Below are 22,974 nucleotides of genomic sequence, written 5' to 3' on the forward strand. Positions count from 1 at the left end.
AAGAAGGGCAGCCACAACTTCACGGACGCTTTACCAGGTTGGCCAGCGCGACGCGAGAGGCCGGCGCACCAGGCCCCTCACCTTCCGCGAATGTCTGCAGCGCGTAGCTGAGCGTCACATTGCCGGTGATCCGGTCGTGCGGCGGCGGCGGCGTGACGCAGTCGAGCTGATCGCACGGCTCGAAGCTGCCCGAGGCGGCGACGATCGTGGGCACCCGGTCGATCTTGAATGCGCGGAACAGGCGCGGGTCGATCGTGATGTTGGGCGCGTCCTTCTGGTCGACCGCCTTCGCGAGCAGCTGCACGAACGGCTTGGCGCCGCCCTGCGAGAAGCCGCGAAACACGATGACGCCGCCGGCGCGGGTCGTATCGAGGATCGTGCGGCGCAGCGATTCCTCGGGCATCGACAGGCTGACAAAGGCGATCACCAGCGGGGTCGATTTGGGGCCCGCGAGATTGCCTTTGGCGCCGGCGACCATGGCATCGAAGTCGATCGGACCATCCTTGCTGCCGCCAGCGATGCCCGACACATCGAGGTCGGCGATGCGGTCGTAGGCGTCATCGACGACAGCTTGCGCCGCCTTGGCCTGGGGCTCGCCCTGCCCTTTGACGAAGTCGAGCAACGCTTGCGCGTCCGCTTGCGCGGCTTCGCCACGCTTCTCGACGCCCTGCAGATCAAGGCCCTCTATGGTTTGCGCCAGTGCAGCGCTGACGAGGCCAACCGAAATGACGCCCACGGCGGCCAGAACTGAAGATCTGATCGTCATGGCCGCACCTTCTCCATCTCGGCTTTCGTCTGCCAGGCAGCGTCTTTTGATGCGTTTTCAACAGTGCCTCGTCCGGCCTCAACTGCAGCAAAGAGCACATAGGAGGCCGCGGTGAGGCCGAGGATGAGAACCCAAACAGCAAGGGTCTTGCGCGTGCTCATGGCTGCGCAGCCTCATACATTTCCATCCATTCGCGATCGCGCTCTAGCTGGTTGCGGTATTCGTCAGGATGTTTCATCCGGTTCTCGAAATCCTCGACGAAATCATCGTGTACACTCGCCGCCATAACCCCAAAGAGGACTGTCGCGGCTATCCATCCGAATGTAAAAAGAAGGTCCGATACAAAACGCCGATAAGCGGATGTACTGGCGGTGCTTCGGCCGCACTCGGAACAAGTCATGAATGCCTCCTCCTTTGCCATCACAGGACGCAGCAATTTCGTTTCCTCCAAAGGAGGAAGCCCATGTCCTCGCCCTTCACCGGGTACGTGCGCGCAGCGCGTGGAAGCAGGACCGAGCCGCCGATCGGCGAGCAGGACTCCCGCCCCGACACCATCGGCGTCGGATTGACCTGCTGCAGGCGGTACTGGCTCTTCTTGAGGATCGGCATGACGTACTTGCCGCACAGCGCCTTGGAGCCCATCGTGCCCCATCCCAGCGCCTGCCGGTGCATCTTGTAGACCATGCGCTCGGCCGCAAGCCGACCCGACTGCGTCATGCCGGTGCTCGCGCCTATGTTGCCGTTCAAGGGATACATCGAGCCCTGGCAGCCCGAGCACCAAAACAGCTCGTTAAGCGGCAGCGCTGCCGTCGCCGCGACACAGTCCGCCGCACAGGCGGCCTGCGCCAGCGGGTTCGCGAAGATCAGCGCCTCGGGATTGATGAGCGTGGTGAGCGCATCGTCCTGCCACAGCGGGTCGATCTCAGTCGTGTAGGCGACGTCGAAGCTCGCCTGCTCGAAGCACAGGAAATCGGTGAGGATCTCCATCCAGTAGAGCAGAGGGTAAACGTAATAGTGGACGTGGTACTTGGCGGTGTCGGTGCCGCCGTTCGAGCCGGTATTGGCGGCATAGCCACCGCCCATCGACAGGCCCGGGTTGAGCTTGATGCCGCCAAGGTTGGGGAAGCAGAACGGCTTGGTCGTGACATCGATCAAGCGGGCCGGTTCCCAGAACCCCATCGCGATCCCGATGCGCGGAATGGGTGAGCCGCACAGGCAGATGGGAGAGTCCGGATTGTTGGTGTCGGCCCGTGATGAAGGCCAGATCTTGAGGCCGCCAACCGAGAGCGGGAACATGCAGCCCCAGCACACGTCGGTGATCGGGTTGACGAAAGACCCCGAGCAGCTTCCCGCAGGCAGCTCCTGCGCCCGTGCGAGACCGGGTACGAACAGGAAGAGACCGACGAGGAGTTGGAGAAGCCATCTGTTCATGGCAGGTCGTCCGCGTCGTCGTCGGTCATCCGCGACATCAGGTGGTCATCGTCCGCTTGGTTCTTGGCGCGCATCCAGAAGATGCCCTGTATTGAGATGAACACCGCCAGGCCCACGACCACGCCCAGCGCAACGCGGCCGGCGATCGCGGGCCAGAACGCCGTCATGGCGCCGAGCGCGACAAGCGCCACGATCAGCCTGACGCGCGCGGTGCGCAGCTCAGCGGTCTCGGGGGCGGCCATGGGCGCGGGCATATACTTGTCGAGCCAGGGGTTCATGCGCCCTTCCCTTGCCTGAGCGCGTCCTCGGTCACGATGAGGATCCTGCCCTTCTGCTCGACCGACGCCGGCGTATGCTCGATCCCGAACTTGGCAGTGAGCGAGCCGGCCTGGTCGAAGTAGAAGCGGCGCTGATTGGCTTTCATGAGGTCGAAGGGCGAACCCTTCACCATGATGACCTTGGTCCTGAGATCGTCGCCCTGCGCCATCGCCCAGGACACCTGCGCGGGATCATCGCCGTCGATGAAAAGCAGCTTTTGCGTCATGGAGATCTTGTCGAGTGGATTGATCCGCTGGCCGGCGGCCGCGATGAGGTTGCCCTTGTGATCGCGGATATCGCTTTCGATCACGACGGTCGGATCAAACTCCCAGGAGCGGTCTTCGATCGCAGCGCTGATGCCGCCAACCGACGCCGGTCGCATCACGCGGGCCTTTACCTTCTGGGCAAATCGCGCGTTGAGCTCGTCGAGCTTACCGCTGGCCTTGGCGCTTTCCAGCTTGGCACGGATCACATCGAGGAGGTCGGGCTCGACCACCGGCCAGGCTTCGCCCACCTGGCCGTGGTTGACCGCGTGGGCGGGTGTCTGCCAGGGCAGGACCGTGCCGCTGACGGCGCCGATGAGACCGGCAAGAGCGAAAGGCAGGATCCTCACAGGATCGGCCTCCCCACCCCGGCGATGCGATGGCCGCAGACAAACCCGATCGCGGCGTAGCGGCTGTCGAAACCGTCCTTGTGATCGGTGCCGGCAAAGACGCAGTTGTGGGGAACAGTGCCGACAGGTCCTGCCTCGAGCGGGTCGCCGCGGCGCGTCAGGGGCTTGAGGCGCGCGACCTTGTGGCCGTTGACGAGGACATCACTACCATTGCGACTGACGACATCGCCGGGAATGCCGTAAGCGACCTTGGCAAAGGCGGAGGGATGCTCGCCAAAATACTTGATGACCAGCGGATCGCGACCCGGATTGAAGATCACGTAGTCACCGCGCGCGGGGAAGCGGCCGGCCTCGACAAGGAACGCCCAGTTAGGGAGCGATTCACTCTCGTTTATCATCAGCGCGTGAGAGCTGCCCCAGTGAGACAGGCTCTGAAGCGCCAGGGCGCCAACCGCGAGCGCGCCGATCGCCGCCAGCTTCTTGCCAAAGCTTAAGGGAGCGCGCGGCCGCGCAGGATCACTGCGCGTTGCCACCGGCTGCTCCCATGGCGTCGAGCGAAGAGCCGGCGGCTGCGTTCTGCCCGCCATTGGCAGCAAGGAAGGCCTGCATGTCCTGAACCACCGGCGTGGCGGCCGCGACCTTGGGCATCGGCACCTTGGAATAGACGGCTTGCTTCACCTGTGCGGTGATGTCGGGGATGTCGCCGCCGATGACCGCCTCGTTGACCAGAACGACGTGGCCGGATTTGCTCACCTCGGCGACAGCCTTGTCGAGCTCAGCCATGAACCGTGTCGTGGCTGCGGCAGCAGCCTGATCGTCGCTGCCAGAGCGTGCCTGCGCCTGCAGGTACTCGGTCATGACGCCCTGTAGCTGCAGCTTGACCAGCTGGCCCTCGCCGTGCGCCGGGGTGATGAGACTCTTGGTGACCCAGGCACCCCAGCAGGCGACTCCAATCAGCGCGCCGACCATGAAAACCTGGCGGGCATCGATGCCGCGCCTGGAAGGCTTGCGGGCAGCGGCCACAGCAGCCCGCTTGGGGCTGGCGGTGGCGGTGGCGGCGGCGGGCTCGGCTGTCGGTTCGCCGGCAGTTCGCGGGGCGTCGAGATCAGTCATTGGCGCTTTCCTTGAAGAAGACCTGCATGAGCGAGTGACGGCGGAAGAAGCCCGAAGCGCAGAAGGCCCCGGACACGCTCCACAGCAGGATCATGTCGAACTGGTGCTGGCGGTCGGCGCCGGCGACGATGTAGCGCGACGCCAGATTGGCCAGGTGGTGCATCATGCCCGGGATTGAAAAACTGCCGATCGTGAAGGCGACCAGGCCGACGACCCCGAACGCAACGAGCGCATTGACCGCGAGCCACCCCGACAGCCGCAGGGACACCGCAAGAACAACCTGCCCGGAAGGCTTGTAGGTCGCGCGGCGAGGAACCGGGTACGCAGTCATTCCGCTGCCTCCCGCATGTCCTCCCTCGGGCGTGCACGATCCGGGAACGCGACCATTTCGATTGCGTCCGCGACCGACCAGCCCTGGTGGACCAGCGCCTCGATGCGGGCAAAGACGTCGGGGCTCGATGAGTAGAGCGTCCCCGAATAGGCATCGAGCACGAGCCGGCACACGGTCTCGGTCTCGGGCCCACGGATCAGCAAGTCCGAATACTCGATCCCGTTGCGCTTCAGGGAGCGCAGCAGGGTCTCGGTGTAGGCGGTCATCTCGAAGCGGTCCGACTTGCGGAAGTCCGAGATCGTCTCGGCCTTTTGCTGCAGGATCAGGAACCAGTCGGAGTTTTCGAGCGCGGCGCGGCTGCCGTCAGACTTGTAGTAGTCGTTGATCGACTGCGTCGCGGTGATGAGCGAGGCGCCGTACTTGCGGCATGTGCGCGAGTAGGTCTCGACGAAGTCGGCCATGGCGCCGCCCTTGAGCATCTGCCACGCCTCGTCGATCAACAGCGCCTTCGGGATCGAGCGGCTCATGCGCCGCATCGTCTGCGAGGCGACGAACATGATGGAGGTGAGGACGGCGCTGCGCAGTTCCTCGCGCGAGGCAAGATCGGAGAGCTCGAAAACGGTCAGGTCGGCCGAGAGATCGAGGTTGCTGTCGCCCAGGAAGAAGCGGCCGTACGTGCCGGCGCTGGAGAACGGCAGCAGCGACATCGCCAGGTCAACCGCAGACTCGTGATCGTGCAGCTTCAACGAGGCGATGACGTGGTCCACGGTGCCGTCGCGCTGGTGCTCGTTCCACACCGCATTGACGGCCTGGTCGATGAGGCCGCGCTCGGTGTCGTTGAGCCGGTTCTCGTAGCGCGCCATCTGCGACAGGATCGCCTTGAGCATCGCGAGGCAATCGACGAGGTAGTCCTCGTCCTCACCTGCGAGGTCGAGATCGATCATGCGGAACGGGTTGATCGAGATGCCCGAGGACAGCTTGAACTCGGTGAAGGTGCCTCCCAGCGCCTTGGCCATGTGCTCGAACGAGCGGCCATCGTCGATGACGATCGTCTTGGCCCGCACGCCGGCGAGGCTCGCGGTGAGATCCTGCAGCAACACCGACTTGCCCGACCCGGACTTGCCGGCGATCGCGACGTTGTGGTTGCCGGCCTTGTTCTGGAACGGCGACCAGAACTGCGGTTGACCGCGCCGGCCGACGAACAGCACGTGCGGGATGTGGCCGCCCACGTACTCACCCTGGATCGGCGCGATCGCCGCGACGTTGGACGAGAGCATCGTGCGAAAGCGCTTCATGCGCTCAAGATCGGACTGCAGGCCATCGGCGATCATCAGCGGGAAGTGCGACATAAAGGCGGGAAGCTGGATGTGGGTCTCGTCGATGAGGTCCCACCCGGCCGCCTTGTAGAGGCCCTTGATCGCACGCTCGGCGGTCTCGGCAGTGCCGCGCGGCGCGATGATCGAGACTGAGTAGTAACAGCGGATCAGCTTCTCGCCGCTCTTGACCCGCTCCTGGACGGCACGCCACTCGGCGGCCTGGTCCTTGAGCTTGGGGACGAGCTTGACCCCCTGCCCTTCGGACAGCGACTGCGTGCGCACGAACTTGCGGCCGGCCTTCGATTCCGAGCTTTCGACGCCGGGCGTCACCCCCGATACGGACTGCAGCGTCGGGCATGGCAGGCACAGCTTGGGGTTGAAAATGTCGCCGATCGTCTTCTGGGTGTCCCACGGCGCCCAGCGATCGGGGAAGTTGCGGATCGACATGGTGCGCACGTCGAAGCGTTCGGGCACGTAATCCTCATACTCGGGCACGCCGTCGACCACGGAGCCGGTCGGGCGCAGCGACTGCGAGTGCAGCAGGAGGCGATCCTTCTCGACGTGGGTGACCAGATCGCGGCGCACGCACTGCTCGTTGATGGGATCGAAGCGGTTGTACCCCGGCGCGTCGTCGCCGGCGCCGGTGGATGGCGAAAGTATCTCGTCGAAGAAGCGGATCAGCTCGACCGGCTCCAGAATCCGCACGGGAATGTTGATGGAGTCGAGCGCCGAGATGAGGCCCTCGCGCATCGTGATGAGATCGTCGAGCTTGATGCCCGACCCATCGGGCGCACCGACCGAGACCAGCACGCGGAAGTTGCGCAAGTGAAACGGGCCATCGCTAGCCAGCGACTTCCACGCCCCGCTGCGAAGCTTCTCCGCGCGGTGACGAGCAAGCGTCGAGAACACACCGCCCGCTTCCATGCGCGGCAGCATCCATTCGGTCAGCTTCTCGGCAATGCGCGGGCTCGAATAGTTGACGATGCTGAACGCGGAGCCTGGCAGCAGGATGTCGGAGAAGATCGTGCCGATGATGTCGGCGGTACGCTCGTCGCCCCCGATCATCGGCGCCAGCTCGAGCACGAAGCCCTTGGAACGGACCTGGTAGAAGATCTTGCGGGTCTCGTCGAACGAGCGATAGCCCAGGTAGTGCGAGAGCATCGGCACGCCAGCGGGCCGCGCCCTCACCTCGGGCTTGCGGGCATCGCCCAAAACCATTTCGCGAAGGTTGTCTAGCAAGCCCATGTGCGTGTCACTCCGGTGAGGGGAACGAGGCGGCCTGCCGGCGGGCGCGCTTCGACAGCTTGGCATCGACATCGGCCTTGATACGGTCGACGGCCTTGGCCGCGGGCGCCGTGGCGACCTTGGGAGCGGCCGACGCGGCGGGCTCGGCTTCGGCGAGCGCAGGAGCGGCATCGTCCGGCGAACTCATCGACATCAGCGCCGGAGCGCTCTGCGCGGCAGCAAGGAGGCCGCGGGCCTCGCCGCGACCGCGAGACCGGCTCGCCAGTTCGACGCTGGTGGCGGTGCGACCCGGAAGAGCGACGTCGGCCGCGATTGCACGGCGTTCGTGTGTGATGCCGGCAACATCGGTGTACGCCGGGAAGACGACGCTGAGCTTGTAGCCCTGGTTCCGGCTCGCGATCACACCTTGGGCGTTCGCCAGTTGCGCCTGGCCGCCGTCCCCATCATCGACCTTGTAGGGGCCGGCGGGGGCCATGAGCTCGTTGGCATCGGCCTGCGTGATCTCGGACAAAGCCTGGTCGTCGATCGAGATCGAGGGAGCGCAGATGCCGTCGGGTGCCTCGCACTTGAACGATCCGTTGATGTTGGATCCGAATGTGGTGCAACCTGAGACCAGCGCGAGGGCGCCAAGCGCGAACGAAGCCGGGATCGAACGGTGCATCAGCTTGCTCCCTTCAGCCAGGATTCCAGGAACTCACGCGGGCGGTAGCCATGAACGACCGCACCATCGCTGCGCACGATCACCGGGGTCCCGGCAAAGCCGTTCTTCCGCGCAAAGGCTTCGTTGGCATCGAGCCCACTGGTGTCGCATTTGCCAGCAGGCGGCAGCGTCTCGCCGTTGTAGGCCCGCACCAACGCCTTGGGCTTGTCGGCCGAGCAGATCACTGCGTCCGAGAGGGAGCGGGTCCCGAGGACCGAGATCGGCCGCTCGATGACCTTGACGTTCATGCTCGAGAGGGTCTCGTGAAGCCGGTTGCAATAGCCGCAGCGGAAGTCGCTGAAGACGGTGACCGTCTGCGTCCCTGCGCCCCACTTGACCGCGCCTGAAGCCGGGAGGCCGTCCAGCGCCACCTTCTGCGCTACGTTGCCGGGGCCGGGTTGCGCAGGCCGTGTGGGCGAAGACACGGCCTGCGCCTCGTCGGAAACCTGAGGACTGGCGGCTCCTCCGACGAGTGTTTCGGGGCTGATCTCGAGGAGTCGCGCGGCGGTTAGATCCTGCCGCGTCTCCATGTCGTAGACCCGCCCAATGACGAGATAGCGACCCGCCGGGTCGGTGTAGAACAGGTTGGTGCCGGCCTGAACTTCGCACAGCCCCGCGATCTTGCCGCACTTGACCGCCGTCAGCGGGGTCTTGGGCAGGCGCGTCGTCAGCGCCTTGGTCAGCGATGCATCGGCATCGGCGGTGGCGGCATAGAGGCCGGAGCCTCCAGCAAGAGCGCTGAACGCAGCGGCGCTCACGAGAATTGCTTTACGCATGGATCACCTCAATTGCGGATGAAGGTTCCGTCGAGGAACACGACCTCGACGTCGGCGCCGGTCGGCATTTCGATGACCGGCTGATACTGCTCGGCACGCTCGATCAGGTAGTTCGAGACCGTGTCGCCAGCGGTTGAGACACCCTCGCCCACACCGCCCTTGAGGATGTCGCCGGTGCTGAGCTGATCGCGCTTGCCATCGACGCTGACATTGGCGCCCTGGAAGATCGAATTGGTATTGGCGGTGAAGCCGCGCCCGAAGCCGCCGGCGAGCCCTGCGAGGAAGGCCTGCCCGATGAGCCCGCCTTCTCGGCTGACCACCCTGCCCCGCAAGCCCACCTTGCCGCCGAACGAGATGAAACCTTTGACCTCAGAAACAGCATAGCGACCGCCCGGTTGCGGGCAGGTCATGCGCTGCAGCTTCACGTAGACCTTTTCGGAAGACAGATCGCCGTAGGCCGCGCCGTTGACCATGCAGCCCTGGACGCGCGTGCGCAGCAGCTTGCCGTCCGAGAACACCGATCGTGCCGGCCCGGTGATACGCAGCAACACTGGCAGAGGATCGCCCTGGCTGCGCACATTGGTGGCGGCATCGACGCCGACCACGACCTTGGCCTGCGCCATCGAGTTGGGCGGAAGATAGTTGGGGCTGTCGGTGTAGACCGCCGCCTGTTTGCCGCCGGCGTCGATCCGCTTGCCGTCGCCGGTCGGTCCCTCCGGGCCGCCGCTGAACGAGACGAGCTTGACCTCATTGGACCGGGTCATCGGCCCGATGCCGCCCATCCCCATCGCGCGAGCCGCGGCGGCCGCACCAGGCGCACTGGCGTCAGCGCTGGGGCCGCCGCCCTTCCCTACCTGCTGCTTGAGTTCGCGGTTCTCGCGCTCGTAGGCATCGAGCACCCGCGTCGCGTCCGCCTTCATCTGCTCGTTTTCCTGGCGCAGCGCCTGAAGCTCACTCTGCACCTGGTCGACCTTGGTGACGGCGGTCTGGACTCCCTTCAGCTGGTTGGTCTGCGCAGTCTGCTGGTGATCGTACATCGACATCCAGTCCTGATCGGCGCGTTGCCGATTGAGGATCGCATCAGTCGAGACCTCGACCTTGTCCTCGCCTTCCTTGATGGCGAGCTTTTCTTCTTTGGTGTCACCGCCCAGCACCCACCACATCGCGGCGAGACCGATCAGCCCGCCGCCGCCGTAAAGGATCAGCTTCTGGCGCTTCTCGGTCGACGAGTTCTCGGCGATCATGCCGCCATCGTCGAGTTCGTCGAGAGCTTCGCCCTGCTGCTCGTCGACGTTCTTGGGTTTGCGGGTGAAGATATCCATCACAGGTCTCCTGCGGGCACGACGACGTAGGCGCCGGTTGCCTGGCCTGGTTGTAGGGAGGCATTGGAAATGCTCACCGCGATCGCGCCCTGCGAAGCGATGGTGTCGTCGCTTACGACGACAGGCTCCTTGCCGGTGTTTTCGATGCGCAGGACCTTGCCGGCCATCGACAGCCCGTCGTACTCGCTGACGAGCTGGACTTTCAGGTTGCCGACATTGACGGGCGTGCGCGGCTGATCGCGGATCTCGAAGCCTTCGAGCGGCTTCTGCTCGAACATGGCGCGCACCAGCGTCACGGCCTGCTGATCGAGCGGGAGGTCAGCTTTGAGAGCGACCGCTTGGCGCTTCGCCGGCTTGGCCATGTCGGCGTTGGTGACGAAGACCTGCTTGGCCTCGGCGCCGCTGACCTTGCACACGAACTTGTAGACAAAGCCCTTCTGGGTGGTGCCGAAGAACGAAATCGTCGAGCGGGTGTAACCGTCCGGCACCGAGATATAGATATCCCCACGGGTCGGCTCGTTGACGATCCCGAAGTCCTCGGTGGCAATCCCGGTGGTGACCTTGGACACCGATGCGAACTGATCGTCCTTGAGCGAAATGCGCGTCAGGTCCTGCTTGGAGGCATCGCAATCCACTGCGCCGTTGTCGGTGGCTGTGACGCTCTGGTCCGCAAAGGCAGGAACCGCCGTCATCAGGCCGGCTCCCAGGAGGAGCGTGCCCAGGCACCGTTTCGCAAAGCAGTCGATGGTGGACAGCAGTGAGACGCCCGAGGCGATCTCGCAGGCGGCTACGACGTCAGTCATCGGCGGTGTCCTTGTCCTTGTCCTTCTTGACGACGACACCGAAGCCGCGAAGCTTGAGGCTGAGGCCCTCGTACTTCCACGCGAACTTGAAGACCTTGTTCTCGCGGCGGACGTCGCGCGACGCGACGACGGTGTGGAGGATGCCGCCGACTTCGCTGGTCAGTGCCTCTGGATCGACGCGGATCCAGTCGATGGTCACGAACTGCGTGACCTGGGAGCCCTGTTGCTCCTGCAGTATGCCCATGAGCTTGGACTTGAGAGGCCCGCGTGCTTCCGGCGCGGTGATCTCAAGAATGGAATCCATCCAATACTGAAGCGTCTCCGGAGAGCGATTGAGCGCGAGTTGCGCCGCATCCCGCGTGACTGCCTCCAGGTAGTCCTTGGAAACGCCCGACGATGAAATTGACATCTGCTTGGGAATGACGGGCTGCAGGATGACTTCACGGTCGCGGCTCGATGCCATCGTCACCAGCGCGAAGCATAGAATGGCCAGGACAAGACAGGCGATCGCCAGCAGGTTGCGTTGCTTGAGCGCGCGCTGCGATTGCTCGTGTGCGAAAGAAAGTTCCATATCAGCCCGCCATGACCCTGAGGTGAGAAGGCGGGGTGACTTTAAGACCGAAGAACCCACCGGGCAGATGCCAGTAGGCAAAGTGCAGTACCCAATACATGGAACGGCCGGCTCTTAGTTTGCGATACCCGAACCAAGCTCCTAATGAGAGGAGCAGGCCAATGACAATGTGTTGAGCCATGATCCCCCACGCGAATGGGATGACCATCACCAGGAATTCATCAAGCGTCCAAAACCCGATAAGTTCTGGATCATCCAAGTGCTTGGGTATGCTGTACTGGTCCATAGTTCACCCCGACCGGAGTGGGAGAGCCGCCGGGTGTCGACGGCTCTCCGTTGCAGACTCAAATCGTCGCGGTGACGGTCGAGGTGACGATCGGGATACCGGTGCCGGCACCGACGCCGACGCCGACCGGGATGGCGACCTGGCCGAGCGAGAAGCGGCCTGAAGCGAGGCCGACGATGCCGCCGGCCAGCGACAGAACGGTGATGATCTTACCACCCGAGCCTTCGAGGAAGCCGGTGAACTGCGTCAGCGCCGTGTCGAAGGTTGCGTCTGTGCCGGCCAGAGCGGCCTCGGCGCCGATGACGTTTGCGGCAGCGACCGCAGCGGCAGCAAGCGCCACCTTGCCAGCGAGATTGCCGGCGGAATTGATATTCAGTGCCTTCATAAAAGTTTCCCTTATCAAGATGAACAGCGCAGCAGCGCAGGAACATCACGCAGGGAACCAAAACAGGGATCAACAGCTTTTTAATAGTGCCTGCGGCCCAGAAGCAGAAAATGCGGTGAAATGAAGTAAGGTGTCCGCTTCCGTCCATATTTTGGCGGCGATTATTGGCCAACCCGGAGGCATAACGACATCGGTCTGGTGCCCAAACGACGCCGGGGGTGCGTCAGAATCACCTCAGGTTAGTGTCGAAATCACTCCACCCCCCTCGAGCAGGCACGTACCGGATTTTTCTCGGTGGGTGAAAGCTACCGGATTTTAGAACCCCTGCCGTGCTGCTAACGATCCGCCCTAGGCGATTCCAAGGGTCAAGTTTGTGAAAGATTCTCAGAAGAACAGCACGGTCTATCCACTAAGACTGAACTCAGCTTCGTTTGAGATTATTCTGCAGGCTATACACAACCTGAGCGCAAGAACTCAGCGGTTCGAAACGTTCGCATCGGTAATCACGGCTGGTACACGGGCCAACATCGATGCCCTCCCAAAAGCGCTCACAGATCTCGCTTCGATCATGCCGATCGAGGGGGATATCAAGGTATTCGTCCGCCTTTCGACCGATCGCCACAAGGAGTTTGAGTGGTTCCGAACTTTGTTGAACGAGGCCGGAGAGGCGACGTTTGGCGTGCGCGACGCGGTCATGGCCTGCACGCTATTGATAGCACCTCGCAATTGAGGCTTGCAATGAACAGCCACACTGAGGCATATAGTCGATGCTACCGCATTAGCTATGTGGGCCTTGGTGGGGTGCTGATATGGGCGATTTACCTGGTGGATCAACGGCAGGCGGTGGACAGCGCGTCGCCAGCGTAACTGGCGGATACGCCGCGCTTATCCGAACGACGCTGACGAGGCGCGGGATCAGTGCAAGGGCACTTTTAAGGGCCGGCGTTATCAGTGAGCGCACCCGCCGAATCTTCGATAAGAAACTTAGCGGTGGCCATCTCACGATAAGCGAAATGAATGCGATCACGAGCTTTCTCGGTATAAACCCGATGCGTGCTCTGATAGCTGTGGCTTATATGGATGATCCGACCGCCTACTTCGATCCATGCTGCGAGGTATTATCCGCCTATAATGAGCAACTTGTAGCAGCGATGACGGAGCGGGCCGCAGCGCTCAGTGGCGATTTCACCGTGATCAATCGAACACTTCACCATTGCGCAGCGCATGTGGAACGGATCTCGAGTGAAATCGTCGAGCAGCAGGAGCGCACCCGTCGTTGGCTCGAGCGAGATACCGACTGAGGAGCGCAAGGGTTCTCCGGCCTCGGCGCGCGCAATTAGCCGCGCTGCATCCCGTCGGATGATGAACGTAGCCGCAATAATCCGCCTGTGAAAACATTGCACCGAGGCATGGTTCTGGAGGCTCCTGAGGCCTATCTTCGCGGCATAAATCTCAAGGCTGGCGCGAGCCATTTGAACATCGGCCATTTCCGTATCGTGCATTGCCGGCAAGCCGGAACAGATTCCGCGTCGGGCGATTACTTTAATCTACAGAAATGACAGGGTAGCCTCACCCGATGAATCACGACGCGCTTATCGCATGGACATCGCTTTACATTGCGGTTGGAGCGATGGCGCTGCTGAGCGCCTCGCTCGCGGTGATCGTGACGATCCATGAAGTGCGGGCCGGGATATGGCGCCCGCCCGCTGCAACCAGGCTCGACTTTGCTCTTGCCCTGCCGAGGTTTTGGTTGCGGTGGCAGAAAAACTACCTTTTCGGCGCCCCGGTCATCGCCGCTGTCGCACTGGCGTTCGCGAGCCATGTCGGGTTCGAGGTATTTTGGAACATCGAACCTACTGGGTGAACGATACCAAGCGAACCTCTCGGCGCGACTGAAAATGGGATCCGTCAATTTTCCCCTTGCTCCGTTGGTAGGAGTTGATGCCAGCGAGAATCGAACGAACGTAGCCGCGGGTTTCTCGGAACGGAGGTAAGCCGCCATATTTCGTAACGTTGCCGGGCCCGGCATTATAGGCTCCCAGGGCCAGCGCCCAGTTCCCGAAGGTGTCCAGCTGTTGGCGCAAGTATCGGGCACCCCCTTCGAGGTTCTGAGCGACGCTCCATCTATCGGAAACCCCGAGAGTACGCGCTGTCCCCGGCATCAACTGCGCCAAACCAGTTGCGCCTTTCGAGCTGACGGCCTGGGGGTCGTACCTGCTCTCTTGAATGATGAGGGCATCGAATAGTTCAACCGGGACGCCCGCCGTGCATGCTGCGGCGGCCATTTGCCCATAGTGCCGATGTCTTCTCATTTCCTGTGCCGCATTAAGCATCGGATGAGGAGTGTAGCGGACCGGCCCGCAGCCCGTCGGTGAGCTAGGCGCAGGTAGGCCGAAATGATCGATTGGCGACTGCTTAGCTCTCATCCAGGAGGGCACTCTTAAATGCGCCAAGTTGCTGGTATCGGAGGCTGCCGGCTCAAGCGGAGAACCGAGCAATGCGAACTCACTCTCGAGCGCGACTGGAATCTTTAACGGTGGGGTCTCAAGCTTTTCCCGGCTGAAGCCGGGCTCGAGGAGATGAAACTCTGAAGCTCCCGCTCCAAAGCTTACCATCTCCGCCTGCCGTGCATAAGATGGCGCCATAGAAAGCGGCATCACCCAGACAACGATCAGGGCCTTAGTGTATTTCATATATCCAAGCCTTTATTTGGCTCGGTACGGGTATCGCGACGGATACGTATCTTACTGTTAGAATTCCATCAAGCGGAAGCGGCGTGGCGGTCACGTCCCATGTCGACGTGAGAAAATACCGGGCGAGAAAAGCGCATGCACGCTTGGCGGCCGCCAGCATGAGCGGCGTTTGCCGTTCCCGAACCGAAACGCTGTTCGTCGATCTGCGATGTCGTTGATCGCCGCGGTGGGGCCTCTGTCGATCGGCGATGATGGCCAATCGAGCATCGGGTGCGGGAAAAGAAGCTCCGGCGCATAGCCACTTCATCGAGCCGGGCGGGACATTCCTTCAAGGCTCAGCTTGAGGAGGAAAGCATCATGTTCAGGTTCACCGCACCCAAATCCGCGCTTATCGCCGCCGCGCTCTGCAACGCCGCCGTATTCGCCGCTCCTGCGGCATCCGCAAGAAGCATCGAGGTCCGCTACGACGATCTCGATCTTGCAACGACGAAGGGGCAAGACGCCCTCAATGTCCGCATCGTTCGGGCAGCCCGCAATGTTTGCCGCATGGACCAGCTTCCCGGTTCCCATATCAACCCGGTCGATCACACCTGTTACAAGCAGGCGCTTTTCAGCGTGGGCGACCGCGTCGCGGCGGCAGTCGAGAAGGCGGGCGCGACCCAGCTTGGTGGCTGACCCCCAAGTGGCCGCGCATCAGGGTCTCGCTGGCGCCTTCCTACGCCGCCGACGGGGCTTGTCTGCAATTTCGATCCAGACCGGCGCATGATCGCTGGTTTTCTCCCATCCGCGCACATGGTGATCGACTTCGGCAGCAGTGAGGCGTTTGGCGAGAGGCGGACTGAGCAACAGATGATCGATGCGCAGACCGGCATTGCGGCCGTAGGCATTCCGGAAATAATCCCAAAATGTGTAGATGACCTCGCCCGGGTGGCTGGTGCGCAAGGCGTCGGTCCAGCCTTGATCGAGCAGCCGGAAATAGGCCGCGCGGACCTCCGGGGCAAACAGCGCGTCTTTCAGCCAGCGCTCGGGTTTGTAGACATCGAGATCAGTCGGCATGACATTGAAGTCACCGGCCAGCATGACCGGCAACCCGGTTTCCATGAGGCCGGCGGCATGTTCGATGAGCCGCTCGAACCAGCGCAGCTTGTACTCGAACTTGGGACCTGGCCGCGGATTGCCATTCGGCAGATAGAGCCCGCCGATAAGGATGCCGTTTACCGCCGCTTCGATATAGCGGCTGTGGGTATCATTCGGATCGCCGGGCAGCCCTCGGCGGGTCTCATGGATTTCGCCGACGCGGCTGAGTATCGCGACGCCGTTCCAGCTTTTCTGGCCATGCCAGATTGCATCGTAACCCAGGTCGCGGATCGCATGCTCGGGAAATTTCTCGTCCGGCGCCTTCAGCTCCTGAAGGCAGACAATGTCGGGCTCGGCCTCCTCAATCCAGCGCAGTAGCACCGGCAGCCGGCCGTTGACGCCGTTGACGTTATAGGTAGCGATCTTCACAGGTCTGGCAGCTCCTGGTCGGCCCGGCCCCAGCCAGAAAGCGCCTTTGACCCCGCCCGCTTGATCAGCTCCTTCGCATCACCGATGTGGAAATGCGAGGGCGTGTCGATCGTCTCCATTTCCTTCCATGTGATCGGCACTGCCACCGGGGCGTCCGGCCTTGCCCGCACGCCGTATGGCATCACCGCGGTGGCGCCGCGTTGGTTGCGCAGGTAATCGACAAATATCCTGCCCTTGCGCTGGACCTTCGGCAGAGCGGCCGTGAAATTTTCCGGGTCGGCCTGCGCCACGGCGCGCGCGAGGCGGTGTGCAAAGTCCTTCACTTCCGGCCATTCCGCGCGCGGCACCAGCGGAGCGATGACGTGCACCCCCTTCCCTCCCGTCACCATCGGAAAGGTTTCGAGGCCAATAGACTTGAGGATATCGCGAAAGTGAAAGGCCGCGCTGCGCACTGCCTCGAAGTCGAGCCCTTCGTCCGGGTCGAGATCGAAGACGAGGCGGTCGGCCTTCTCCACGTCCTCGATCCTGCAACCCCAGCCATGGAACTCGATGGTACCCATCTGCACGCAGGTCATCAGCCCGTCCGGCGTATCGAGGTACAGGTAGGGCTCCGTATGGCCGTCCTTCTCGAGAATGCCGACCTGGCGCACGGCCTCGCCGAAGCTGCCGGCATCGTGCTTCTGGAAAAAGCACTTCTTGGCCCGGCCCTGCGGGCAGCGGACCAGGCTGATCGGACGTGAGCCCAGCCAGGGCAGCATGACGGGCGCGGCAGCGGCGTAGTAGTCGGCCAGCTGTCCCTTGGTAATTCCGCTTTCCGGAAAGATCACACGGTCTCGGTTGCTGATCGCGACGGCAGAAGCGGCGGCGTCCGCGCTCGCGACCCGCGCTTCGGTCTCCAGAACCACGGCCTCAGCCTTCTTGTCTTCGCGTAGGCCCAGGTAGCTAGGATGGCGCAAGGTGCCTTCATTGGTCATCTCGGTATAAGCGATCTCCGCAACGAGCTTCGGCGCCAGCCAGTGCGCGCCGCGGCCCTCTGAGCGCGGCGCTTTCACCGTCGGTGCCTCTTGCTCGAGCGGCTTCATGATGCCCATCAGCCGCATGATCTCATCATTGCCGAAGCCCGTGCCGACCTTGCCGGCATAACGCAGCACGCCCTCTTCGTGGACTCCGAGCATCAGCGAGCGAAAGGCACGGGATGTGTCCGACGGTGTCCAGCCGACGATGACGAACTCCTGGCGCTTGATGCACTTGGTCTTGAGCCAGCCTCCGGACCGCGACCCGATGTAGCGGCCTTCCGCTCGCTTGGAGATCACCCCCTCGAGCCCGGCATCGCAGAAGCTGCCCAGCAGCTTGTCGCCGCTGCCGACGATGTGGTCGGAATAGCGCAGGATACTGCCGTCCTCTGGCAGGATCGCTCTAAGCCGATCCTTGCGTTCGATAAGCGGACGCTGGGTGAGATCTTCACCGTCGAGTTCGAGCAGATCGAAGGCCATAAAATCGATCGTGCCCGGTGGCCCCTTGAGCGCGCCCTGCAGCGCCTGGAAGTTTGACCGTCCGTCGGCATCGAAGACCACGGCCTCGCCGTCGATCAGCGCGGATTTGACACCAAGGCTTGCGGCGGCTTCGACGATGCGGCTGAAGCGATCGGACCAGTCGAGACCCGAGCGCGTATAGGCGCGGGCACCCTCGGTGCCGACGGCAAGCAGGACGCGGTATCCGTCGTACTTCATCTCGTGGAGCCAGTTCGTCCCTGCGGGCACCGCATCGACTAGCTTGGCGAGTTGCACCGGGCGGAACGCCGGTGGCGACTGGCTTGGCCGTGACTGCTTATTGCGCGCCGAGACGGCCGGTTTACGCACAGTGGTTGAACGCGCCATAGCGGCATCCTCCTTAGCTTAAGAGAATGGTCCACAGCGCAGACTCGTTCCAGCGCTGATGAGAGTCGGCCTGGCGCAGACGGTGCCGGTTGATCCCTAGCGGTGCGAAACCATCGACCCGGCTTTTTGGTTGTAGCGTCATTGAATCGAAGGAGAACCCGGATGTCGGACAACAAGGAGCTACGCGCCCCCCAGGATGCGTCGCGCATCGCCATGGGCGAGGACTATGAGGTCGAGTACTGGACCAAAAAGTTCAATGTGAGCGGCAACGAGCTGGCGGCTGCCGTGAAGGCCGTCGGCAACAGCGCTGATGCAGTCGAGCGTCACCTCAAAGGCAAGTGACCCGCGCGATCGTCGGCACGATTAAGGCCTATCCCTGGGAGGAGGCCGGGGTTAGGTCCCCATGCGGCCTGTTGATAAACCTGTGCGCTTACCGGTCATAAGCTGCGGATGATTTGTGGCATGTCCGTGCCACTCCTACCCGCCGCCCGAGCTTCAGCTAAGAATGGGCGCATCATCGAGCACTTTGCGGAAGTAGACCACGCGCTCGGTTTCCTCGAAATCGAGCGCGGCATGCACGTCGTGCGCGGCGGTGTTTTCGAGCAGGGCATCGGAGGCCAGTTCACGGCATCCCATGCTGCGCGCCCAGGCCTCGACTGCTTCGATCAGCCCCCGGGCGACGCCGAGCCGGCGGCTGCTTTCGGCGACGTATAGCCCTTCGAGGAAGGCGACCGGACTGGTGTCGCAGCCATTGACGTAATCACTGCGCAGTGCCGCTTCGGCAAAGCCAACAGGCTCGCCTGCAGCATTGCGCCCGAGGAAGCCGACCAGCGAGCCTGGCTCAGACAGCGACTCCATGAGATCTTCGCGGTGGTCGGCCGCGTCGGCCACCGGCCAAAGCGCCGCTCGCAGATTGGCCCAGTCGTCAAGGTTGTGTTCGCCAGCTACTTCAATCCGAACCATCATGCCGAACGCTGTTCCATCGTTATCAGGGTCGGACGAGGTTTGCAGTGCGGCGCTCCGAGGTCCAGAGTGCCGCACTGCCTCAGATCAGCCGTTCAGCTTGTCCTTCACCGCCTTGGCGGGCGTGAACGCGAGCTTCTTCGATGCCTTGATGGTCATGGCCTCGCCGGTCGCGGGATTGCGGCCTTCGCGCTCCGGGCTGTCCTTGACCTTGAATTTGCCAAACCCATTGAGCGAGATTTCCTCGCCCTTGCTGGCCGCTTCGGCGATGGCGTCGAACACGCCATCTACAACCTTGCGCGCATCGGCCTTGGTCAGGTCGTGAGCCGAGGCGACGGCATCGGCGAGGTCACTGTTGTTCATTCGTGTTCGTCCTGTCGAATTTCTAAAATCGTTGTGCGCCTGCGCGTCTGGCCAAGTGGCAATTCGCGCTAGCCCCAGCAGCATGGCCCAAACCCGCCGCCGATCAAGGGTTTGAGGGCCCCCCGGCACTGGTGTGCTACCGCTTGTCCACAGGCTGCGGATATAGAGGCGCGATCAAACGCCTCGCTCGGTCGATACGTTCGCTGTATGTTCCATTGCTTATGGATTCGCCTGACCACCCTTGCCGGATGATATCGACGTCCCCGAAGGCCATGAGCGCCTCGGCCGGGCGCATCAATTTCGCGTGCTCGCGCCCGCTCCGCCACCTCCACCACCTTATCTGCCAAGCGAACCTGTTCCTCACGCGGTGATACCCGTAAGTCGCCGTTGAGATCGGAAAGAGGGTGTGCCGCAAATTGCCGTAAGTTCGTGCGAAGCTAGCGTCGCCCTCGTTTACGACCAGATTTTGCGATGGCCATAGGTTACCATTGCCAGCAGCAATATTGTGAAAGATGATGCGCGGAAAGGGTGGCGAACCTCGAGGCGAGCCGTGTCCATACAAAGCAACGTAAATAGCCCTCCCAGGAGCAAACTGATGCGGCTTGTCGAAATAGGCGTAGGTGCGGATGGTAAATCCTTCCTAGCGGCGGAGCGCACGATTGATACACCGGAACTGGCGCCGAGAGCCGTTAAGGGCGAAGTGCTTTGGTCTACGACGGACATGCCGGCCCAGGTTGGGGCAACTCGGCGCGCGGTCGATGCGGATTGGATGAACGTAGGCTTGGCGCCAAGTGCGAGCCGCTGGATGATCGCCCACTTCGCCCCTGGCCATGTCTCGGCCATGCATCATACCAGTACGCTAGATTACGATATCATCATCGCAGGTGAAGTGACGCTGGACACCGAACACGGCAGCGTTGCACTATATCCCGGCGATTGCGTGTTGGTCCCTGGCTGCATGCACCGCTGGAAAGTGGGCGATGCAGGCTGCACCATGGCGACGGTGCTGCTGGGACTTGCCGCGGCATCCTGAGCGGGGCGCCTGAGGACAACGTCGTTGCTAGACCCATCGTTTCTTTCTGAATGCTTCGTACCGCTGTCAGTCTGCATCAATTGCGTAAAAAGGGCGGGTGCGTCGTTGCGCGTCGGCTAGCTGTAAACAGTCGCAGACGGCCCGGATCCCTGTCCACATTATGACAATGGAGAGTCGCGCTGCTCAAGCTCTACGGCAATGTGCTTGCGAACCGGAAGCTCTGCTGGGCCCGGTCACCAATGCAGAGCCCATTCTTCATCATACCGGGGAACAACCGCCTGCCTCAGTACCAATCGTGCCGTGGTACCCACCCCCGCGATTACACCATGTTCATCCGCTCGAGACAGGACATTCCGGTCCTTCAGGCCCCGCGCTTAGAACGACCGCTCGACCAGAAGCGGTCATCGCGGCAAAGCACAAGCCTGTCAGGCATGAAGATTGGCGAACTACGTCGGGAATGCCACCAATAGAGGTGGCGGAATCGTAAGCCCAGTGCTGGCTTGAGTGGCGGCCAAAGGACACGACTGCCATAGCGGAACGGAATATAGAAACGGCGTTACCGACAAGGGAGAAACGAATATGGACGTCACCCGCATGTCGCGGCGTCGCCTCCTCGATTTGGGGCGCGATGCCTCAGTTTTCACGCTCGCGGCCGCTGCCGCCCCCGCAGCCGTGTTCGCGCAGGCGAAGAGTTATGAAAAGACAAGCATGACGGCGGCCGCCACCGGCGCCGTGCATGGTTTAAGCGTCAACGTTGGCGCAGGCGTGCATTCCGAAACCTGGTTAAACGGCATCCTGCTGGCACGGACAGAGGTGGGCGACATCGGCGCGCAGTCTCTCGCTATCCAGCACGACATGATGCCGGGCAGGAATCAGGCCGAAGTGCGGGTTGGGATGTCTGGCATGAATCTGGAACAGCCCCCTGCGCCACTCTCCGGCGCATTGCCCGCCGCCGCGACTGCTCGACTGCTGCTACAGCTGACGAGACGCACCGCGTCGGCAATACGTTGGAGATTATCACCCGTGATGTCGATCGGATAGTCTGGCCTTCGGCGGATGAGGATGGTTTCGTTTTGTTGCCGCATCGCCTCACTTTGACGTTCGCGCCGCTGTCCCCGGTCGTGGCACCGCCTTGGGCGGAAGCCACACGTGACTTGCCCGAGGGCACCGCCGAGGCAGTCTATGCTCATATGGCGGAGCTCACCGAAATGCTGCGCAACGGCGACCTTGAGGCCTATGAGAATGCAGGCGCGGTACGCCGCGAGCACATGGCGCGCAGTTATCCGCTCGGTCCGAACGCGGAGGCCGCACGGGCGCAGGATCTCCAACAGCTCAAGCTGATGCTCTCTGAACCGGGTTTCACCGCCACGCTCCCACCTCGTAACGAAGCTCACTTCCGGACGATGGCGGGCGGTCGCCTGATGGATTGGACCAACGCTGTCGGTGAGGGAGCCCTTACTATCGTCAACCGCGGCGTGCCGCCAAGCCCGGTCAACATGCAGTTCAGCCTGATCGGCGGAAAGCTGGTGATGACCCGCTGAAGGGCCCGGATCCGGCGAGCGTCCTTGCTAGGGTTCCTCTCCTTTTTCTGTATCCGCTAGCTGGGTCATGGCAGGCGAGCTCGCCAGTTCGCCTCGATTTTGCTATCTGAGTTGGATATATAGTCGGCCGTCAGGTTGCACGTAGCGCCGGCCTGGATGCGCCCGAGGCGAAGTGTCCACCCGTCGAAATCGACCTTGCCGTCGCTGATTAACCTGGAATTGCCGGGCATATCGGCGACTGGCACAGGGCCAAACTCGACTTCATTGCGCTTGACGAGACCCAGGAAGGCGGAACGACATGCCTGACCTTGGGCCGCCAGCCTCGTGCGCAGCATGACTGAGACGACGCGGCCGCCGTGCATTCCGACCTGGATCAGCGTATTGGTATCGAGCCTGCCGACGTAAACATCCACCCACGGCGTCATCACGACCATTTGGTCCAACCGGTTGTCCGCCATGTCGGTGAGCGGATGGTCCGCAGATGTGGGTAGAAAGACCACATCACGAGCGATGCCGTTGAAAACTCGTTCGGCGTCAGCCCGGGTCATCGCCAGGCGAACCGGACCATAGCCGCCAAGCCGCGGGGACATCGGAAAGGTCTGGCCTGTCATCGCACCAGGGCTTTCAGCAGCGAGATGCGTTTGGCTCCCGGCACAAAGGAAAAGCGCCGTGCTCGCCCAAAAAAACGCTGTTTCCATAGTCCGTCCTAACTCGCCTACTTCTCATATTTGCTTAATTTCAGTCCGGTCATGAGCGATGCTGAAGCCCAATCAACGGATCGGCGACTTCTGTCTGGAGCGGACATCCATAAAGCGCAATCGAACGACGACTCCGGTCGCGACCGGCCACTACCACCCTGCCCCGGCTCGGATTTCCGCCCTGAAAATGGACGTTCAACCAGGCAAATCCCACCGCTGATTCCAGCCATCTGTTCATCATCGTTTCGCACGACGAAGTCCCTATTCGAACCGTGCGAGGACCCCAGTTAGCCAAGGCTCCCCACAAATCCGAAGACAGAAACT

Annotated in this window: 31 protein-coding genes; 8 read left to right on the top strand and 23 right to left on the bottom strand. The window is 62.4% G+C overall.

The features are described from left to right. Positions 1–19: 19 nt before the first annotated feature. Genes trbC through GVL61_RS09435 form a run of 17 tightly spaced genes read right to left on the bottom strand, consistent with a single transcriptional unit; the run spans position 20 to position 11,976 of the window. Positions 20–766: a type-F conjugative transfer system pilin assembly protein TrbC gene (trbC, locus tag GVL61_RS09355; protein WP_159979276.1), complete on the bottom strand. Its 747-nt coding sequence runs from the start codon at positions 764–766 to the stop codon at positions 20–22. Further along, positions 763–927, bottom strand: coding sequence for a hypothetical protein (locus tag GVL61_RS09360; protein WP_159979278.1), 165 nt, complete (start codon positions 925–927; stop codon positions 763–765). Before GVL61_RS09360 ends, trbC begins: the two co-directional genes overlap by 4 nt. Next, the gene (locus tag GVL61_RS09365) at positions 924–1,166 is read right to left on the bottom strand and encodes a hypothetical protein (RefSeq protein ID WP_159979280.1); all 243 of its coding nucleotides are present in this window, start codon (positions 1,164–1,166) and stop codon (positions 924–926) included. Before GVL61_RS09365 ends, GVL61_RS09360 begins: the two co-directional genes overlap by 4 nt. Before the next feature lie 20 nt (positions 1,167–1,186). Continuing rightward, a complete protein-coding gene (gene traU, locus GVL61_RS09370; protein WP_159979282.1) occupies positions 1,187–2,197 on the bottom strand; it encodes a conjugal transfer pilus assembly protein TraU in 1,011 nt (336 codons plus the stop codon). Continuing rightward, positions 2,194–2,475, bottom strand: a complete 282-nt coding sequence (locus tag GVL61_RS09375) for a hypothetical protein (RefSeq protein WP_159979284.1) — start codon at positions 2,473–2,475, stop codon at positions 2,194–2,196. The genes traU and GVL61_RS09375 overlap by 4 nt, the downstream gene beginning before the upstream one ends. Next, entirely contained in the window at positions 2,472–3,128 is a 657-nt protein-coding gene (gene traW / locus GVL61_RS09380; RefSeq protein ID WP_159979286.1) for a type-F conjugative transfer system protein TraW, read from the bottom strand. The genes GVL61_RS09375 and traW overlap by 4 nt, the downstream gene beginning before the upstream one ends. After that, the gene (locus tag GVL61_RS09385) at positions 3,125–3,661 is read right to left on the bottom strand and encodes a S26 family signal peptidase (protein WP_159979288.1); all 537 of its coding nucleotides are present in this window, start codon (positions 3,659–3,661) and stop codon (positions 3,125–3,127) included. Before GVL61_RS09385 ends, traW begins: the two co-directional genes overlap by 4 nt. Next, a complete protein-coding gene (locus tag GVL61_RS09390) occupies positions 3,645–4,241 on the bottom strand; it encodes a TrbI F-type domain-containing protein (RefSeq protein ID WP_159979290.1) in 597 nt (198 codons plus the stop codon). The genes GVL61_RS09385 and GVL61_RS09390 overlap by 17 nt, the downstream gene beginning before the upstream one ends. Then, on the bottom strand, positions 4,234–4,572 hold the full coding sequence (locus GVL61_RS09395; RefSeq protein ID WP_159979292.1) for a hypothetical protein: 339 nt from the start codon (positions 4,570–4,572) through the stop codon (positions 4,234–4,236). Before GVL61_RS09395 ends, GVL61_RS09390 begins: the two co-directional genes overlap by 8 nt. Then, positions 4,569–7,133: a type IV secretion system protein TraC gene (gene traC / locus GVL61_RS09400; RefSeq protein WP_200844694.1), complete on the bottom strand. Its 2,565-nt coding sequence runs from the start codon at positions 7,131–7,133 to the stop codon at positions 4,569–4,571. The genes GVL61_RS09395 and traC overlap by 4 nt, the downstream gene beginning before the upstream one ends. 7 nt (positions 7,134–7,140) lie before the next feature. Further along, the gene (locus GVL61_RS09405) at positions 7,141–7,794 is read right to left on the bottom strand and encodes a hypothetical protein (RefSeq protein WP_159979294.1); all 654 of its coding nucleotides are present in this window, start codon (positions 7,792–7,794) and stop codon (positions 7,141–7,143) included. Further along, the gene (locus tag GVL61_RS09410) at positions 7,794–8,609 is read right to left on the bottom strand and encodes a DsbC family protein (protein ID WP_159979296.1); all 816 of its coding nucleotides are present in this window, start codon (positions 8,607–8,609) and stop codon (positions 7,794–7,796) included. Before GVL61_RS09410 ends, GVL61_RS09405 begins: the two co-directional genes overlap by 1 nt. Positions 8,610–8,617: 8 nt before the next feature. Beyond that, positions 8,618–9,931, bottom strand: a complete 1,314-nt coding sequence (locus tag GVL61_RS09415; protein WP_159979298.1) for a TrbI/VirB10 family protein — start codon at positions 9,929–9,931, stop codon at positions 8,618–8,620. Next, positions 9,931–10,734, bottom strand: coding sequence for a type-F conjugative transfer system secretin TraK (locus tag GVL61_RS09420; protein WP_159979300.1), 804 nt, complete (start codon positions 10,732–10,734; stop codon positions 9,931–9,933). Before GVL61_RS09420 ends, GVL61_RS09415 begins: the two co-directional genes overlap by 1 nt. Beyond that, a complete protein-coding gene (locus GVL61_RS09425) occupies positions 10,727–11,305 on the bottom strand; it encodes a type IV conjugative transfer system protein TraE (RefSeq protein WP_159979302.1) in 579 nt (192 codons plus the stop codon). The genes GVL61_RS09420 and GVL61_RS09425 overlap by 8 nt, the downstream gene beginning before the upstream one ends. Position 11,306: 1 nt before the next feature. Then, entirely contained in the window at positions 11,307–11,591 is a 285-nt protein-coding gene (gene traL / locus GVL61_RS09430) for a type IV conjugative transfer system protein TraL (RefSeq protein ID WP_159979304.1), read from the bottom strand. Positions 11,592–11,649: 58 nt separating this feature from the next. Next, positions 11,650–11,976, bottom strand: a complete 327-nt coding sequence (locus GVL61_RS09435; RefSeq protein ID WP_159979306.1) for a hypothetical protein — start codon at positions 11,974–11,976, stop codon at positions 11,650–11,652. Between the two features lie 373 nt (positions 11,977–12,349). Here GVL61_RS09435 and GVL61_RS09440 point away from each other — a divergent pair, with 373 nt between their 5' ends. From GVL61_RS09440 to GVL61_RS09450, 3 genes are all read left to right on the top strand, one after another. Then, positions 12,350–12,706, top strand: coding sequence for a hypothetical protein (locus GVL61_RS09440; RefSeq protein WP_159979308.1), 357 nt, complete (start codon positions 12,350–12,352; stop codon positions 12,704–12,706). Between the two features lie 79 nt (positions 12,707–12,785). Further along, on the top strand, positions 12,786–13,277 hold the full coding sequence (locus tag GVL61_RS09445; RefSeq protein WP_159979310.1) for a hypothetical protein: 492 nt from the start codon (positions 12,786–12,788) through the stop codon (positions 13,275–13,277). A gap of 329 nt (positions 13,278–13,606) precedes the next feature. Beyond that, positions 13,607–13,840, top strand: a complete 234-nt coding sequence (locus GVL61_RS09450; protein ID WP_159979312.1) for a hypothetical protein — start codon at positions 13,607–13,609, stop codon at positions 13,838–13,840. On the opposite strand, the gene GVL61_RS09455 is transcribed toward GVL61_RS09450, so the two are convergent. Beyond that, complete coding sequence (locus GVL61_RS09455; RefSeq protein WP_159979314.1) at positions 13,830–14,669, bottom strand: lytic transglycosylase domain-containing protein; 840 nt, start codon at positions 14,667–14,669, stop codon at positions 13,830–13,832. The genes GVL61_RS09450 and GVL61_RS09455 overlap by 11 nt on opposite strands. 357 nt (positions 14,670–15,026) lie before the next feature. On the opposite strand from GVL61_RS09455, the gene GVL61_RS09460 reads away from it, so the two are divergent. Continuing rightward, positions 15,027–15,344, top strand: a complete 318-nt coding sequence (locus GVL61_RS09460) for a UrcA family protein (RefSeq protein ID WP_159979316.1) — start codon at positions 15,027–15,029, stop codon at positions 15,342–15,344. An 18-nt stretch (positions 15,345–15,362) separates the two neighbouring features. On the opposite strand, the gene xth is transcribed toward GVL61_RS09460, so the two are convergent. Both xth and ligD read right to left on the bottom strand, forming a co-directional pair. Beyond that, on the bottom strand, positions 15,363–16,175 hold the full coding sequence (gene xth, locus GVL61_RS09465) for an exodeoxyribonuclease III (RefSeq protein ID WP_159979318.1): 813 nt from the start codon (positions 16,173–16,175) through the stop codon (positions 15,363–15,365). After that, the gene (gene ligD / locus GVL61_RS09470) at positions 16,172–18,052 is read right to left on the bottom strand and encodes a DNA ligase D (RefSeq protein ID WP_159979320.1); all 1,881 of its coding nucleotides are present in this window, start codon (positions 18,050–18,052) and stop codon (positions 16,172–16,174) included. The genes xth and ligD overlap by 4 nt, the downstream gene beginning before the upstream one ends. Positions 18,053–18,214: 162 nt before the next feature. Here ligD and GVL61_RS09475 point away from each other — a divergent pair, with 162 nt between their 5' ends. Continuing rightward, on the top strand, positions 18,215–18,394 hold the full coding sequence (locus tag GVL61_RS09475; protein WP_159979322.1) for a DUF3606 domain-containing protein: 180 nt from the start codon (positions 18,215–18,217) through the stop codon (positions 18,392–18,394). 153 nt (positions 18,395–18,547) lie between these two features. Here the strand turns inward: GVL61_RS09475 and aac(6') are convergent, their stop codons facing one another. Further along, on the bottom strand, positions 18,548–19,018 hold the full coding sequence (aac(6'), locus tag GVL61_RS09480) for an aminoglycoside 6'-N-acetyltransferase (protein ID WP_159979324.1): 471 nt from the start codon (positions 19,016–19,018) through the stop codon (positions 18,548–18,550). A gap of 84 nt (positions 19,019–19,102) precedes the next feature. Beyond that, positions 19,103–19,378 (bottom strand): HU family DNA-binding protein, encoded by a 276-nt coding sequence (locus GVL61_RS09485; protein ID WP_159979326.1) that lies wholly within the window; start codon positions 19,376–19,378, stop codon positions 19,103–19,105. 595 nt (positions 19,379–19,973) lie between these two features. Here GVL61_RS09485 and GVL61_RS09490 point away from each other — a divergent pair. The 3 genes from GVL61_RS09490 to GVL61_RS09500 all read left to right on the top strand — a co-directional run bounded on the left by GVL61_RS09490 (position 19,974) and on the right by GVL61_RS09500 (position 21,952). Next, on the top strand, positions 19,974–20,411 hold the full coding sequence (locus GVL61_RS09490) for a hypothetical protein (protein WP_159979328.1): 438 nt from the start codon (positions 19,974–19,976) through the stop codon (positions 20,409–20,411). 579 nt (positions 20,412–20,990) lie between these two features. Beyond that, positions 20,991–21,452, top strand: coding sequence for a hypothetical protein (locus GVL61_RS09495; RefSeq protein WP_159979330.1), 462 nt, complete (start codon positions 20,991–20,993; stop codon positions 21,450–21,452). 149 nt (positions 21,453–21,601) lie between these two features. Continuing rightward, complete coding sequence (locus GVL61_RS09500) at positions 21,602–21,952, top strand: hypothetical protein (protein WP_159979332.1); 351 nt, start codon at positions 21,602–21,604, stop codon at positions 21,950–21,952. 65 nt (positions 21,953–22,017) lie between these two features. On the opposite strand, the gene GVL61_RS09505 is transcribed toward GVL61_RS09500, so the two are convergent. Then, positions 22,018–22,650: a hypothetical protein gene (locus GVL61_RS09505; protein WP_159979334.1), complete on the bottom strand. Its 633-nt coding sequence runs from the start codon at positions 22,648–22,650 to the stop codon at positions 22,018–22,020. Positions 22,651–22,974 lie beyond the last annotated feature (324 nt).

This window comes from Novosphingobium sp. 18050 (genome assembly GCF_902706195.1).
In the GTDB taxonomy this organism is placed as follows: Bacteria; Pseudomonadota; Alphaproteobacteria; order Sphingomonadales; family Sphingomonadaceae; genus Novosphingobium.

Excerpts from the sequence above, each read along its gene's own strand:
- GVL61_RS09460 (WP_159979316.1), top strand. The coding sequence starts at position 15,027 with ATGTTCAGGTTCACCGCACCCAAATCCGCGCTTATCGCCGCCGCGCTC.
- ligD (WP_159979320.1), bottom strand. The coding sequence starts at position 18,052 with ATGGCGCGTTCAACCACTGTGCGTAAACCGGCCGTCTCGGCGCGCAAT.
- traL (WP_159979304.1), bottom strand. The coding sequence starts at position 11,591 with ATGGACCAGTACAGCATACCCAAGCACTTGGATGATCCAGAACTTATC.
- GVL61_RS09420 (WP_159979300.1), bottom strand. The coding sequence starts at position 10,734 with ATGACTGACGTCGTAGCCGCCTGCGAGATCGCCTCGGGCGTCTCACTG.
- GVL61_RS09485 (WP_159979326.1), bottom strand. The coding sequence starts at position 19,378 with ATGAACAACAGTGACCTCGCCGATGCCGTCGCCTCGGCTCACGACCTG.
- GVL61_RS09445 (WP_159979310.1), top strand. The coding sequence starts at position 12,786 with ATGGGCGATTTACCTGGTGGATCAACGGCAGGCGGTGGACAGCGCGTC.
- GVL61_RS09405 (WP_159979294.1), bottom strand. The coding sequence starts at position 7,794 with ATGCACCGTTCGATCCCGGCTTCGTTCGCGCTTGGCGCCCTCGCGCTG.
- GVL61_RS09415 (WP_159979298.1), bottom strand. The coding sequence starts at position 9,931 with ATGGATATCTTCACCCGCAAACCCAAGAACGTCGACGAGCAGCAGGGC.
- GVL61_RS09425 (WP_159979302.1), bottom strand. The coding sequence starts at position 11,305 with ATGGAACTTTCTTTCGCACACGAGCAATCGCAGCGCGCGCTCAAGCAA.
- GVL61_RS09455 (WP_159979314.1), bottom strand. The coding sequence starts at position 14,669 with ATGAAATACACTAAGGCCCTGATCGTTGTCTGGGTGATGCCGCTTTCT.
- GVL61_RS09360 (WP_159979278.1), bottom strand. The coding sequence starts at position 927 with ATGAGCACGCGCAAGACCCTTGCTGTTTGGGTTCTCATCCTCGGCCTC.
- GVL61_RS09500 (WP_159979332.1), top strand. The coding sequence starts at position 21,602 with ATGGCGGAGCTCACCGAAATGCTGCGCAACGGCGACCTTGAGGCCTAT.
- GVL61_RS09450 (WP_159979312.1), top strand. The coding sequence starts at position 13,607 with ATGGCGCTGCTGAGCGCCTCGCTCGCGGTGATCGTGACGATCCATGAA.
- traC (WP_200844694.1), bottom strand. The coding sequence starts at position 7,133 with ATGGGCTTGCTAGACAACCTTCGCGAAATGGTTTTGGGCGATGCCCGC.
- GVL61_RS09435 (WP_159979306.1), bottom strand. The coding sequence starts at position 11,976 with ATGAAGGCACTGAATATCAATTCCGCCGGCAATCTCGCTGGCAAGGTG.
- GVL61_RS09375 (WP_159979284.1), bottom strand. The coding sequence starts at position 2,475 with ATGAACCCCTGGCTCGACAAGTATATGCCCGCGCCCATGGCCGCCCCC.
- traU (WP_159979282.1), bottom strand. The coding sequence starts at position 2,197 with ATGAACAGATGGCTTCTCCAACTCCTCGTCGGTCTCTTCCTGTTCGTA.
- GVL61_RS09365 (WP_159979280.1), bottom strand. The coding sequence starts at position 1,166 with ATGACTTGTTCCGAGTGCGGCCGAAGCACCGCCAGTACATCCGCTTAT.
- GVL61_RS09410 (WP_159979296.1), bottom strand. The coding sequence starts at position 8,609 with ATGCGTAAAGCAATTCTCGTGAGCGCCGCTGCGTTCAGCGCTCTTGCT.
- GVL61_RS09390 (WP_159979290.1), bottom strand. The coding sequence starts at position 4,241 with ATGACTGATCTCGACGCCCCGCGAACTGCCGGCGAACCGACAGCCGAG.
- GVL61_RS09490 (WP_159979328.1), top strand. The coding sequence starts at position 19,974 with ATGCGGCTTGTCGAAATAGGCGTAGGTGCGGATGGTAAATCCTTCCTA.
- GVL61_RS09505 (WP_159979334.1), bottom strand. The coding sequence starts at position 22,650 with ATGGAAACAGCGTTTTTTTGGGCGAGCACGGCGCTTTTCCTTTGTGCC.
- trbC (WP_159979276.1), bottom strand. The coding sequence starts at position 766 with ATGACGATCAGATCTTCAGTTCTGGCCGCCGTGGGCGTCATTTCGGTT.
- GVL61_RS09495 (WP_159979330.1), top strand. The coding sequence starts at position 20,991 with ATGGACGTCACCCGCATGTCGCGGCGTCGCCTCCTCGATTTGGGGCGC.
- GVL61_RS09395 (WP_159979292.1), bottom strand. The coding sequence starts at position 4,572 with ATGACTGCGTACCCGGTTCCTCGCCGCGCGACCTACAAGCCTTCCGGG.
- GVL61_RS09475 (WP_159979322.1), top strand. The coding sequence starts at position 18,215 with ATGTCGGACAACAAGGAGCTACGCGCCCCCCAGGATGCGTCGCGCATC.